Origin of the sequence: Lentzea jiangxiensis (genome assembly GCF_900104175.1) — a bacterium.
GTDB classification, from domain to species: domain Bacteria; phylum Actinomycetota; class Actinomycetes; order Mycobacteriales; family Pseudonocardiaceae; genus Lentzea; species Lentzea jiangxiensis.
On record NZ_FNIX01000013.1, the window covers coordinates 179,588 to 192,674 of the forward strand.

At 70.2% G+C, this 13,087-nt stretch carries 12 protein-coding genes; 8 read left to right on the top strand and 4 right to left on the bottom strand.

Features of this window, described 5'->3' with window-relative positions:
* Positions 1-170 precede the first annotated feature (170 nt).
* A complete protein-coding gene (locus BLQ91_RS28250) occupies positions 171-1,409 on the top strand; it encodes an ABC transporter substrate-binding protein (protein ID WP_176959989.1) in 1,239 nt (412 codons plus the stop codon).
* 58 nt (positions 1,410-1,467) lie between these two features.
* Here BLQ91_RS28250 and BLQ91_RS28255 read toward each other — a convergent pair whose 3' ends face one another.
* Positions 1,468-3,789, bottom strand: a complete 2,322-nt coding sequence (locus tag BLQ91_RS28255; protein ID WP_245733856.1) for a Tex family protein — start codon at positions 3,787-3,789, stop codon at positions 1,468-1,470.
* A gap of 49 nt (positions 3,790-3,838) precedes the next feature.
* Here BLQ91_RS28255 and BLQ91_RS28260 point away from each other — a divergent pair, with 49 nt between their 5' ends.
* The 6 genes from BLQ91_RS28260 (at position 3,839) to BLQ91_RS28285 (ending at position 8,857) form a co-directional block, all read left to right on the top strand.
* The gene (locus tag BLQ91_RS28260; protein ID WP_090101526.1) at positions 3,839-4,936 is read left to right on the top strand and encodes an alkaline phosphatase family protein; all 1,098 of its coding nucleotides are present in this window, start codon (positions 3,839-3,841) and stop codon (positions 4,934-4,936) included.
* Positions 4,937-4,981: 45 nt separating this feature from the next.
* Positions 4,982-5,842 (top strand): patatin-like phospholipase family protein, encoded by an 861-nt coding sequence (locus BLQ91_RS28265; RefSeq protein WP_245733857.1) that lies wholly within the window; start codon positions 4,982-4,984, stop codon positions 5,840-5,842.
* A 90-nt stretch (positions 5,843-5,932) separates the two neighbouring features.
* On the top strand, positions 5,933-6,337 hold the full coding sequence (locus BLQ91_RS28270) for a hypothetical protein (protein ID WP_143022846.1): 405 nt from the start codon (positions 5,933-5,935) through the stop codon (positions 6,335-6,337).
* Positions 6,338-6,469: 132 nt separating this feature from the next.
* Entirely contained in the window at positions 6,470-7,045 is a 576-nt protein-coding gene (locus BLQ91_RS28275; protein ID WP_090101530.1) for an RNA polymerase sigma factor, read from the top strand.
* On the top strand, positions 7,042-7,890 hold the full coding sequence (locus BLQ91_RS28280; protein WP_090101533.1) for a hypothetical protein: 849 nt from the start codon (positions 7,042-7,044) through the stop codon (positions 7,888-7,890). Before BLQ91_RS28275 ends, BLQ91_RS28280 begins: the two co-directional genes overlap by 4 nt.
* A gap of 52 nt (positions 7,891-7,942) precedes the next feature.
* Complete coding sequence (locus tag BLQ91_RS28285; protein ID WP_090101536.1) at positions 7,943-8,857, top strand: alpha/beta fold hydrolase; 915 nt, start codon at positions 7,943-7,945, stop codon at positions 8,855-8,857.
* A 13-nt stretch (positions 8,858-8,870) separates the two neighbouring features.
* Here the strand turns inward: BLQ91_RS28285 and BLQ91_RS28290 are convergent, their stop codons facing one another.
* Positions 8,871-10,310: a WS/DGAT/MGAT family O-acyltransferase gene (locus tag BLQ91_RS28290; protein WP_245733864.1), complete on the bottom strand. Its 1,440-nt coding sequence runs from the start codon at positions 10,308-10,310 to the stop codon at positions 8,871-8,873.
* A 222-nt stretch (positions 10,311-10,532) separates the two neighbouring features.
* Here BLQ91_RS28290 and BLQ91_RS28295 point away from each other — a divergent pair, with 222 nt between their 5' ends.
* Positions 10,533-11,351: an esterase/lipase family protein gene (locus tag BLQ91_RS28295; protein ID WP_090101540.1), complete on the top strand. Its 819-nt coding sequence runs from the start codon at positions 10,533-10,535 to the stop codon at positions 11,349-11,351.
* 7 nt (positions 11,352-11,358) lie between these two features.
* On the opposite strand, the gene BLQ91_RS28300 is transcribed toward BLQ91_RS28295, so the two are convergent.
* Entirely contained in the window at positions 11,359-11,877 is a 519-nt protein-coding gene (locus BLQ91_RS28300; protein WP_425412553.1) for a transposase, read from the bottom strand.
* A gap of 993 nt (positions 11,878-12,870) precedes the next feature.
* A complete protein-coding gene (locus tag BLQ91_RS42915; protein ID WP_245733858.1) occupies positions 12,871-13,086 on the bottom strand; it encodes a hypothetical protein in 216 nt (71 codons plus the stop codon).
* Between the last annotated feature and the right edge of the window lies 1 nt (position 13,087).

Here is a 13,087-nt window from a genome sequence, read left to right on the forward strand (position 1 = left end):
GTATCTCATTTCGTTCGGCACCGAAGAGCTAGCACACTCCGTAGTCGAACGGTAGGCGGATGAACCTTACGAGGCTGTGTTCCGTAGCACATAAGGGGCCATTGAATGAGGCTCCGCTCGATACTGAGCTACCGCTTAGTACGCCCGATCATCCGGACAAGGACCTCTGCATGCCCCTCCGCCGCGTACTGCCCACCGCCACCCTGGCGCTCGCTGTCCTCGTGGCCGGCTGCGGCGCGAAGGAAGGTGCGAAGGCCCAGGTCAAGACCGGGCCAGGCGTTACCGACGACACGATCTCGCTCGGCATCCTCACGGACATGACCGGGCCGTTCAAAGCCTCCGCGCTGACCCGCATGAAGGGCTACGACCTCTACCTGAAGCAGGTCAACGACCGCGGCGGCATCTGCGGCCGCAAGATCGAGCTCAAGCAGAAGGACCACGCGTACGACGTGCAGAAGGCGCTCGACGCCTACTTCGACCTCGAACCCCAGGTCTTGGGCTTGCTGGAGCTCGCGGGCACGCCGATGACCGCCGCGATCGAGCCCGACATCATGCAGACCCGCACGCTGACCGCCCCCGCCTCGTGGGCCGCGTCGCTGCTCGGCAACCCGCACATGATGATCGTCGGCACGACCTACGACCTCGACGTCATCAACGGGCTCGACCACTACAAGCGCCGCGGTGTCATCAACGAGGGCGACACCGTCGGCCACATCTACGCCCAGGGCAGCTACGGCGACAACGCCGTGGAAGGCAGCCGGTTCGTCGGCACGCAGTGGAACATGAGGATCGCCGAGCAGCCGATCGGCGAGACCACGGCCGACCTCAGCCAGCAGATCGCCGCCCTGAAGGCCGCGGGCGCCAAGGCGGTCGTGCTGAGCACCACCCCCGCGCAGACCGCGGCCGCCGTCGGCGTCGCCGCCGCGCTGAAGTGGGAGGTGCCGTTCATGGTGAACGTGGTCGGCTTCGACACCGCGATCCTCGAGTCGCCCGTCGGCCCCGCCGTGGAGAAGCAGGTGTCCGTGGTGACGTCGGTGGCGCCGTTCACCGGCAGCCAGCCCGGCCCGCGCGAGGTGGCGGCGGCGTTCAACCAGTACTACCCCAACGACAAGCCCGCGATCTACGTCGACCACGGCTACACGGTCGCGAAGGTGTTCCTCTCCGTCGTGGAGAAGGCCTGCAAGGAAGGCGACCTCACGCGCGACGGCGTGCTGAAGGCCTTCCAGGACACCAACGGCCTGGAGACCCAGGGCCTGACCGGGCCGCTGCGGTACTCGCTGGTGGGCAGGCCCTCCGCCACGCAGTCCTACATCACCAAGGTCGACTCCAAGGCGCCCGGCGGTCTCACGACCGTGGAGGAGCTGTTCGAGTCGGAGCTCGTGAAGCTCAAGGGCACCCGCGCCAAGTAGACGCCGAACGGGGAACGGGCCCTTCCCGCACACCGGGAGGGGCCCGTTCCCCGTTGTCCTACTTGCCGAAACCGGCCTTGCGGAGCGCGTCCGCCATCGACCCGCTCGCCGGCGCCGGCGAGGTGCGCTGAGCACCGCCGCGCTGCTGACCGCCGCGCTGCTGCGGACGGCCACCGCGGTCACGGCCACCGCCGCCCTGCTTCGGGCCGGGCTTGCCCGGCTCGTCGGTCAGCCGCAGCGTCAGGCCGATCCGCTTGCGGGCCTCGTCGACCTCCAGCACCTTCACCCGCACCACGTCACCGGACTTCACGACGTCGCGCGGGTCCTTCACGTAGTTGTCGGACAGGGCGGAGATGTGCACGAGACCGTCCTGGTGCACGCCGATGTCGACGAACGCCCCGAACGCGGCCACGTTCGTCACGACGCCCTCCAGCACCATGCCGGGCTTGAGGTCGGCGATCTTCTCGACGCCGTCCGCGAAGGTCGCCGTCTTGAACGCCGGGCGCGGGTCGCGGCCCGGCTTCTCCAGCTCGCGCAGGATGTCCGTGACGGTCGGCAGACCGAACTTCTCGTCCACGAACTGCTCCGGGCGCAGCTTCGTCAGCACCGCGGTGTTGCCGATGAGCTCGGTGCCCGCGGCGCTCTGCATCTTCCGCACGACCGGGTACGCCTCGGGGTGCACCGAGGAGGCGTCGAGGGGCTCGTCGCCGCCGCGGATCTTGAGGAAGCCCGCGCACTGCTCGAACGCCTTCGGGCCGAGCCGCGCCACGTTCTTCAGCGCCGCCCGCGTCCGGAACGGGCCGTTCTGGTCCCGGTGCAGCACGATGTTCTCCGCCAGACCGGCGGTGATGCCGGAGACGCGGGTCAGCAGCGGCACGGACGCCGTGTTGAGGTCGACGCCGACCGCGTTCACGCAGTCCTCGACCACCGCGTCGAGGGACCGCGACAGCTTCGACTCGGCCAGGTCGTGCTGGTACTGGCCGACGCCGATCGACTTCGGGTCGATCTTCACGAGCTCGGCGAGCGGGTCCTGCAGGCGGCGCGCGATCGAGACGGCGCCGCGGATCGACACGTCGAGGTCCGGCAGCTCCGACGAGGCGTAGGCCGACGCCGAGTAGACCGACGCGCCCGCCTCGGACACCACGATCTTGGTGAGGCCGAGCTCGGGGTGGCGCTTGATCAGGTCGGCGGCGAGCTTGTCGGTCTCGCGGGAGGCCGTGCCGTTGCCGATCGCGATCAGGTCGACGTTGTGCTGCTTGGCCCAGGCCGCGAGCTTCGCGATCGACTCGTCCCAGCGGTTCGCGGGCACGTGCGGCTGGATCACGCCGTGCGCGACGACCTTGCCGGTGGCGTCGACGACGGCGACCTTCACGCCGGTGCGGTAGCCGGGGTCGAGGCCCATCGTGGCGCGCGTGCCGGCCGGGGCGGCCAGCAGCAGGTCGCGCAGGTTCGAGGCGAACACCCTGACGGCCTCGTCCTCGGCGAAGCTCCGCAGCCGGCCGCGCAGGTCGATGCCGAGGTGCACGAGGATGCGGGTCCGCCACGCCCAGCGGACGGTGTCGGTGAGCCACTTGTCCCCGGGGCGGCCGCGGTCGTCGATGCCGAAGCGGGCGGCGATGCGCACCTCGAACGACGACGGGCCCTCCTCCACGGGCTCCTCCGGCTCCAGGACGAGGTCGAGGACCTCCTCCTTCTCGCCGCGGAACAGCGCGAGGATGCGGTGCGACGGGAGCTTCGCGAACGGCTCGTCGAACTCGAAGTAGTCGGCGAACTTGGCGCCCTCGGTCTCCTTGCCCTCGCGGACCTTGGAGACGACGCGGCCGCGCGTCCACATCTGCTCGCGCAACTCGCCGATCAGGTCGCCGTCCTCGCCGAACCGCTCGACCAGGATGGCCCGCGCGCCCTGCAGGGCGGCCGCCGCGTCGGCGACCTCCTTGGCCGGGTCGACGAACTTGGCGGCTTCTTCCTGCGGGTGGAGGGTCGGATCACCCAGGAGGGCGTCGGCCAGCGGCTCCAGGCCCGCTTCCTTCGCGATCTGGGCCTTCGTGCGGCGCTTCTGCTTGTACGGCAGGTAGAGGTCCTCGAGCCGCGCCTTCGAGTCGGCGGCGAGGATCTGCGCTTCGAGGGCGTCGTCCAGCTTGCCCTGCTCGCGGATCGAGTTGAGGACGGCCGCCCGGCGCTCCTCCAGTTCGCGCAGGTAGCCGAGGCGTTCCTCGAGCGTGCGCAGCTGGGCGTCGTCTAGACCGCCGGTCGCCTCCTTGCGGTAGCGGGCGACGAACGGGACGGTCGCGCCACCGTCGAGCAGTTCGACAGCAGAGCCGACCTGGCCTGCGGCCACGCCGAGCTCGTCAGCGATCTTCTGGTGGATGAGCGTTGTCACAGCGCGCCATTCTGCCCGCTGCCCGATCCGACGTGGCACGGTGTCCTTCATGACCATCGCCGCGGTCGTCCCATCACTGCTGTCGGGCCTCGAAGTTCCTGGCGCCGACAACACGCTCGGCCTGCCACCGGCCCGGCGTGTCGTCCTGCTGCTCGTCGACGGTCTCGGCCACGAGCTGTTGCGCACGCACGCAGCGCACGCGCCGTTCCTCTCCTCGCTGACCGACCGGTCGATCGACGCCGGGTTCCCGTCGTCCACCGCCACCAGCCTCGCCTCGGTCGGCACCGGGCTGCTCTCGGGCGAGCACGGCATCGTCGGCTACACGTTCGCGGTCGGCGAGGAGGTGCTCAACTCGCTGACCTGGTCCCGCGCCGGGGACCACCGCCACGACCTGCGCAAGGCGCTCGTGCCCGAGGTCGTCCAGCCGCACCCGACCGTGTTCGAACGCGCCGCGGCGGCAGGGGTGGCGGTGAGCACGGTCGCGCCGCTCGCCCACCGCGGCAGCGGCTTGACGCGGGCCGTGCTGCGCGGGTCGTGGTTCCGCGGCGTGGCCGGGTTCGGCGACCTCGCGCTGGGAGCGGTCGCGGCGGTCGGGCAGGACCGCTCGTTCTGCTACGCCTACCACCCCGACCTGGACACGATCGGGCACTTCTACGGGCCCGGGTCGCCGGAGTGGGTGATGCAGCTGGAGTTCGTCGACGCGCTGGCGTCGCGAATCGCGTCGCGCCTTCCCGCCGGTTCGCTGTTCGTCGTCACGGCGGACCACGGCATGATCACCGCGGGGGAGCGGATCGACTTCGACACGGAACCGCTGCTGTGGCAGGGAGTGCGCGTGATCGCCGGAGAACCGCGGGTGCGCTACCTGCACACCGAGACCGCCGAGGTGCTGCCGGTGTGGCGGGAGTTCCTCGGTGACAGGGCGGACGTGCTGACGCGCGAGGACGCGGTGGAGGCGGGGTGGTTCGGCCCGGTCAGCCCGCTCGCGGCCGACCGCATCGGGGACGTCGTCGTGGCCATGAAGGGCACCGCGGTGCTGCTGCGGGGCCAGGCCGAGCCGAGCTGGAACGGCCTGAGGGGGTTCCACGGGGCGCGGACCAAGGCGGAGATGGCAATCCCACTTCTGGTCCACTCAGTACCTTCAGTGTAGACCGAAACAAGTCCTTCGCGCTGGTCAGCTCTAGGATCACCGGACGTGACGATCGAACTTCCAGGACCGGTCGCCTTCGTGCTCGGCGGCGGGGGAAGCCTCGGCGCCGGCCAGGTCGGCATGCTGCGCGCGTTGCGCGAGCACGGGGTGACGCCCGACCTGGTCGTCGGCACGTCGGTCGGGTCGGTCAACGGCTCGTTGCTGGCCCTCGACCCGGACAAGGCCGCGGAACGGCTGGCGGTGCTGTGGCAGGGCATGACGCGGCAGCGGGTGTTCCCCGGCGGGCCGATCGCGCAGCTGAGGTCGTTGCGCACCAACAAGACCTACCTCTTCCCGAACACCGGCCTGGCGCACGTGCTGGCCGGGGGGCTCGACGGGGTGACGTCGTTCGGCGAGCTGGTGCTGCCCTTCGGCGCGGTGTCGGTGGACTGCGTCACCGGTGAGGCCGTGAACATCACCGAGGGCGAGCTGGTCCCCGCGATCCTCGCCAGCGCGGCCATCCCGGGCGTCTACCCGCCCGTGCGCATCGGGGAGCGCGTGCTCTACGACGGTGGCGTGCTGGCGAACGTGCCGATCCGGCAGGCGCTCGCGATGGGTGCGAAGTCGTTGGTGGTGCTGGACTGCGCGTTCCCCGGCCACCTGCCGACCGTGCCGGCGACGCTCGCCGAGACGCTGCTCTTCTGGGCGACGCTGGGAATGCGCAACCAGGCCGTGCTGGAGGTCGAGCTGGCCTCGCGGCAGGCGCCGGTGCTGTACCTGCCGGGCCCGCCCGTGCAGGCCGTGACGCCGCTGGACTTCTCGCACACGGCGGAGCTGGTCGAAGCCTCCTACGAGGCCTCGGCCGCGTTCCTCACGTCGCTGGAGATCGCCGGCGCCGGGTTGTACGGCCACCCGTCCCACGGGTAGCGCGCCGCTGCTCGGTCGCGGTGCGAACCGGGTGGTGAGCGCGGGAAACCGAACCGCCCTCCCCGCCGTCCAAGGCACATGCGCACCACGATGGCCGTCCTGCTCCTGCTGACCGCGGCGGCCGCGTGCACCGGGCCCGCCGAACCCGCGACCAGCGGCTTCGTGAAACTGGGCGCGCTGCGCGGGAAGCCACCCGAGGCGGCGGAGCTGACCGGCGACGTCGGCGACTCGACGTACCGGGCGTTGAGGCGGGTCTCCGCCGGGGACAACGAGCAGGCCCGCGAGCTGCTGACCCGCCCGCGGGCCGGCGGCACCAGGACCTTCGCGTTCGTCGAGCCCGGCTGCGTGGAGACCGGCGCGGTGCCGGTGGTGACGGGCGACGTGCTCGACGTCCGGCTCACCGGCGGCGCGAACACGGCCTGCGCGCAGGCCAGCTACTTCCTGGTGACCGTCACCGCCGAGGACCCGGACAACCGGCTGCGTTTGCGGGCGTAGCGCGGTGCTCGGTCAGAGCCTTTCCGCCTCCGGCAACCGAGGTGGACCCTCCACATGGGACAGTGGCGGGTGCCGGTGGTGCCGGCGTGGAACCGGTGCCAACACGAGCCGGGCGGGCGGACACGAACAGGTATGACGAGCGAAGACCCGGACGACCGCGAGTTGTGGTCGCGGGCCGCCGGGGGTAGTGCGCACGCCTTCGGAGTGCTGTTCGACCGGCACGCCAAGGCGGTCTACAACCACTGCTTCCGGTTGACCGCGTCCTGGGCCGAGGCCGAGGACCACCTGCAGGCGACGTTCCTGCTGGCCTGGCGCAAGAGGGCGGACGTGCGGCTGGAGCGCGACTCGGCCCTGCCGTGGCTGCTCGCGGTGGCGACGAACGTGGTGCGCAACGGCCAGCGGTCGCTCGGCAGGCGGCTGCGCAACCTGCGGCGCGTAGGCGAGGAGCCGCCGGTGCCCGACCACGCGGACCTGGTGGCGGAGCGGCTGGACGACCAGCGGCGGATGAAGGAGGTGCTCGCCGCCGTGGCGGAGCTGCCGCGCAACGAACGCGAGGCGCTCGCGCTGTGCGTGTGGTCCGGGGTGTCGTACGCGGACGCGGCGGCTGTCCTCGGCATCACCGAGAGCAGCGTGCGGGCGCGGGTCAGCAAGGCCAAGTCGAAGCTCCAGCAGCACCGCGAGCTCGTGCACACCGGGGAGGACCGATGACCAGCATGCTCCCGCCCACCCGCGACCTGCCGTCCGGACGTCAGGCGCGCATCCGGGCCGACCTCGAGCGGGCGGTCCGCGGCCGCCGGTCCCGCAGGCTGCTCGTCCCCGTCCTCGCCGGCGCCGCCGCGGTGGCCGCCGTCGTCGCCAGCGTGGCGAGCCTGCGGCCGGACCCGGAGCCGGTTCCCGCCGTCCAGGTCACCACCTCGCCGCCGGTCGAGACCACGCCACCGGACGCGGAGCCGGGGGTGCCACCGGACGTGGTCGCGGCGATCGAGGAGGGGTGCGCACGGGCCGCGGGCGTGATCGGCAGGGCGAAGCTCTACCAGCTGCGGCGCGAGGAGACCGCGTGGGCGCTGCTCTACACCGACAACGAGTCGCTGACCTGCGACCTCGGCCAAGCGGGCGTGGAGTACCGCTCGGGGGCCGGGCGGGTGGACCCGCGGTGGCTGCCCGGCCACTTCTCCGTCGAGGACGCCGGCGCGAAGGCCGGAGGTGACCGGACCCGACTGCCGGGCGACGCGGGACGGCCCGGCTACCGCACCGCCACGGGACGGGTCGGCGGCGGTGTCGCGAAGGTGACGATCTCCGCCGACGACCGCACGATCGAGGCCAGGATCGTCAACGGCACCTACGCCGCCCGCCTGTACTACCCGCCGGACTGGGACATCCCGCAGAACGACCGGGGTCCCGTCATCAAGGCGTACGACTCCGGCGGCAAGCTCCTCGGCACCAGTTCGCGGCTGGCGGAGTCGTGCTACTTCGAGCCCGACAGCGGCACGATCATCCAGGGCGACCTCAGCAGGGGAAGGGACCGGTGCCAGGTGGCGACGCCCTGGAGGTGATTCGTCCGCCGGCCGCTACCACCCGGTCAGTTCAACCGACATACTGGTTGGTATGACGACTGTGGCGAACTTCGGCGGCACCAGCCACCGCGCGGATCTCGGCGGCCCCGTGCACTGGGTCGACTTCGGCGGACCGGCCGACGGCCCGCGGATCGTCCTCGTGCACGGCCTCGGCGGCTCCCACCTCAACTGGGTGCTGCTGGCGCCGTTGCTCGCGCGCCGGGCCCGCGTCACGGCCGTCGACCTCGCCGGGCACGGGCTGACCCACCCCGAGGGCCGCGAGACCACGGTCCAGGCGAACACGGAGCTGCTCGGCCGCTTCCTCGACGAGGTCGTCGGCGAGCCGGTCGTCCTGGTCGGCAACTCGATGGGCGGGATGATCTCGCTCTTCCAGACCGTCGCGAACCCCGAGCGGGTCCGGGGACTGGTGCTGGTCGACCCCGCGCTGCCGATGGTGCTCGGGACGCGGCCGGACCCGACGATGCTCAGCACGTTCTTCCTGTACTCGGTGCCGGGCCTGGGCGAACGGTTCCTCGCGAGGTCGCGGGCCGCCTCCGCGCGCCGCCAGGTGGAGCGCGTCCTCGAACTGTGCTGCGCCGACCCGTCGGTCATCCCCGAGGAGCTCAAGCGGGCCTCGGAGCACCTGATCGGCGAGCGCGCCGGGGTCGACGGCCTCGACAAGGCGTTCCTCGCCGCCGCGCGCAGCACCGTCTTCACGACGTCCAAGCGCGGCGCCTACTTCGCGGCGATGGCGAAGATCCGCGTGCCCGTGTTCCTGATGAGCGGCGACCGCGACCGGCTCGTCAACGTCGTCGCCGCCCGGCACGTGGCGCGCAAGCACCCGCACTGGCGCTACGACGAATACGCGGGCATCGGTCACGTGCCCCAGATGGAGATCCCCGAGGTCGTGTCCGAACGCGTCCTCGACTGGATGGAGACCAACCGCCTGATCACCGGGGCCGGCTGACCGGGCTCGTGCCTCAGGCCGTCGTCTCCGGCTTCACGCCGTTGTCCGCCGCCTTGGTCTCGGTCTTCTCCACCGCCTCCGCGGCCAGCGCGACCATCTCGTCGAAGCCCGTGCGGATGCCGTCCGCGAGCAGCTGCACGTCCGGCACGCCGTCGAAGTCGGCGTTGATGCCGAACGTGATCCGGTCGAGGTAGGAGAAGATGCCGACCGTGATCCGGATCGTCGAGGCGACCGGCACGTACGGGAACATCTCCACCAGCGGCCGGCCGAGCATGTAGAGCGGGATGCGCGGACCGGGGACGTTCGTGGTGACGGTCTGCAGGATCTGCTGCGGGAACCGCATCGCGGTCCGCGACCCCAGCGCCATGAGCGTCGGCGCGGCGAAGTTCGACAGGTTCGTGATGACGTCGGCGCCGGCGGCTTGGCGCGAGCTCTTCAGGTCGTCCATCTGCGCGCGGATCGACGCGAGGCGCTTCACCGGATCGGCTTCGCCCACGGGCAGGTTCACCAGCACGGCGCTGACGCGGTTGTTCAGCTCGTTGTGCTGGTTGGCCTTGCGCATCGACACGGGCACCATGGTCCGCACGACCATGCCCTCGGTCAGCTCGCCGCGCTTCTCCAGCAGGTCGCGGAAACCGCGCGTGATCGCCGTCAGGATGACGTCGTTGACGGTGCCGCCGGCGGCCGTGCGGATCTGCTTGATCTCCGCCAGGTTCGCGCGCGCCCACACCCAGCGGCGGTGTGGCCCGATAGGACCGTTCAGCGACGTCGCCGCCCGCGTCACCAAGCGACGTGCCGTACCGGGAAGAGAACCGAGAACGGACTTGCCGAAGTCCACGATCTCGTTGAAGGACCGGACGTTGCGCGCGATCGCCGGCAACGCCGACAGGTGCTGCACCGGCGTCACCACGGCGTCGCGCACGCCGTCGACGACCAGGTCGAGCGTCGAGGGCTGCGGCCGCGGCGTCCACTCCGCGGGCTCCGGCAGCTCGCTGTCCCGCCGGAAGTCGAGCATGAGCTGCAGCATGTCCGAACCGGACACCCCGTCGATCATGCAGTGGTGGACCTTGGAGATGATCGCCCAGCGGTCGCCCTCGAGACCCTCGACGAGCCACGCCTCCCACAGCGGCTTCGAGCCGTCGAGCCTCTGCGCGAAGATCCGGCCCGCGAGGTTGCGCAGCTGGTCCTCGCCGCCCGGCGCCGGCACGGCGGTGTGGCGCACGTGGTAGAGGATGTTGAAGTGGTCGTCGTCGACCCAGACCGGACGCCCGACGTGGAACGGCAGCGCCTTCACCTTCTGCCGGTAGCGCGGCACCTGGTCCATGCGCGCCAGGAAAAGGCGGATCACGTCACCGTAGGACGGCACCGGGCCGTCGAAGACCAGGACGGAACCGACGTGCATCGGCACGTTCTCGTCCTCGATGAAGTAGAAGCCGGCGTCCAGGGAGCTCATGCGATCCACTCGGGAAACAGTAGAGGAGCCGTGCGTCCCAATCGACGTCCATGCAGGTGAGAGGCACTGCACAGCTGTGAGGTTGCCGACGCGTTACGTCCGGGTGGCGAATCGAGACTCGAAAGTGCTGGCAAAAAGATCGATCACGAAACATCATGGACCCACTGGGCGAAGCCGTCCGGGGCGCCGGCTCGGGGTTGTCGACGTGTGGGGAGGGCTCCTATGTCCGCTGCTGTCCCGGACGAGGTCGTCGAAGTTCCTGCTGCCTCTCGCCTGCGCCTCGTCAGAGGCTCGGCACCCGGTCTGTTCTGGTACCTCACCGAGCCCACCCGCTGCGCCTTGGACGTGAGCGGGTTCGTGGCCACGCGGTCGATGCTCAAGGGCGCTCCGGCCGGGGACGGGCACCCGGTGCTCGTGTTCCCCGGGCTCGGCGCGGCCGACTCGTCCACGGTGATGCTGCGCCGTTTCCTGTCCGGTCTGGGCCACCGGGTGAACCCGTGGGGCCTCGGCCGCAACATCGGGCCGACGCGCAAGGCCGTCGACGGCATGCACGCCTTGGTGAAGAAGGTGTCCGACGAGTTCGGCGGGCCCGTGTCGATCGTGGGCTGGTCGCTGGGCGGGATCTTCGCGCGTGAGATGGCGCGCGACCACCCGCACCGCGTCCGCCAGGTCATCACGCTCGGGTCGCCGTACAACATGAGCGATCCCGTGCAGTCGCGGGCGATGCCCGCGTTCGCGTTGTTCTCACGCCTGCACATCCCGAAGGACGAGTTCCCGCCGCCCGAGGCGACGAGGCCGCCGATCCCGGTGCCCGCCACGTCGATCTACTCGAAGACCGACGGCATCGTGTCTTGGGAGTCGTGCGTCGAGGAACCGGGACCGTGCAGGGAGAACGTGCAGGTGTCGTCCTCGCACCTGGGTTACGGCTTCAACTCGAGCGTGCTGTGGGTCGTCGCGGACCGGCTCGCGCAGGCGGAGGGCACGTGGGCGCCGTTCGCCGCGCCTCCGGGAATGGCACGGCTCTACCCGCGCGCGGCCTAGTGGCTTGTCAGGCTGCCTTGACCGGGTAATGGGTCCAGGTTCGGATGGGTGAGTCGGTGGCGAAGCCGGTCTTGGGCTCGGCTCGGGTGTTGTGCCAACGGATGTAGGCGCTGATGGCGGCGTTCTGCTCGGCGTGGCTGCGGTGGTCGGTGCCGCCCAGGGCGAAGTAGTGCAGGGCGGCGAACTCGGCTTCGACCCAGTTCAGCCAGGACCCGTAGGTCGGCAGGTAGATCAGCTCGATCTCATTGTCCGCGCACCAGGCGCGGACGTCGGCGTTGCGGTGCGGCGAGTAGTTGTCGCAGATGACGTACAACTTCTCGCCGGCCCACCGCGCCCGCAGGGTCTTGAGGAAGGCCAGGAACTCGATCGCGCGTTTGCGCGGGCGGATGCGGTAGAACAGTTTGCCGGTGGCCAGGTCGAGCGCGGCGAGCATCTGCATGACCCCCGTCGTAGCGGTGGTAGGTCGCCCGCAACCGCTTCGGCCTGGTCCGCGGCCTCCAGACCTTTTCCCTGCGGGGTAGCGCACACGACACGCGGGACCAGCCTGACGGTCAGCCCGAAAGAGCGATTACCGGGTCAACCATCTGCGACGAGCCACTAGAACACGGCGGCTGGCGCAACGGGGTTGTAGATGGATGGCCGGTTCGAGCGGACGGCAGATGGGACGTCGTTGTCCGCCCGAATCGGCCTCAGCAACGACACCCGCGACACGACCCTCCCCTGAGGTGAGGGCGTCCCGGCCGTTACCGGCGTCGTGGTGCTCGTTGATGCCGCTGTGCACCACCAGGGTGTTCACCGAGCCCGCGACGCCAGTGAAGTCCTCGTCCGGCGGCACGCACGCGGATATGGCCGTCAACGGCAGCGGCACGATCGTGCCAACAGTCACCGACACAGAGGTAAGGAAGTCACCGCCCCCCTCCTCCCAGACCAAGGTCCTGGACCATTCGGGTGAAGTCGAGCCAGTGCGGCAACCTGCCACTTCCCGCTGACGTAGGCAGGAGGTACCTATTGCCCACGCCGGAAGGCAGGATCGATGCACTCTCGGATCGCAAAAAACGTGTTCGCCGCGACACTGATGGTTGCCGGGTTGTCCGTTTCCCTGGCATCTCCCGCGACTGCGGCTCCCGCTTACTGCAGCGCCTCACAGGAGGGCAACGGGGCGAGGGCCTACTGCTACGCGTCCGCCTCCGGCACGCAGTACCGGGCCGTGGCCTACTGCAAGTACATCACTCCTACGGGCAGCGTGGACTACTCGAACTTCTACGGCTCTTGGGTGAGGCAGGGTGATCCAGGCAGTTCCTACGCGGCTTGTGGCCTTGGCTGGAGCTTCCTCAGCCCAAACGCCCAGACGAGGTAACGCAGCGCTTGATCGCAAGGGCAAGAGATGTCCTGTGGCGGCCGGGATCGACCTACAACAGGCGCACGACTCGTCCGCCACGACCGCTAGAGGACTCAACGCTACGGGGCCCCGGACCCAAGAGGTCCGGGGCCCCGTAGCACTACGGACCAACCGCGGCGCTCACAAACGGCGCATCAGGTGCTTGAACTCGCCCCCGATCCACAGCGCGCAGTGACGATCCATCGGCGTCAGGAGGCGCTGGTTCATCTCGGGCGTGAACATCACCGCGCCATCTTCCGCCAGAGCAAGCAAGACTTTGTCTACCAACTCACGAGAGCGGTGGTCGGTGCCGCCCAGTTTGCCGGTGGCCAGGTCGAGCGCGGCGAGCATCTGCATG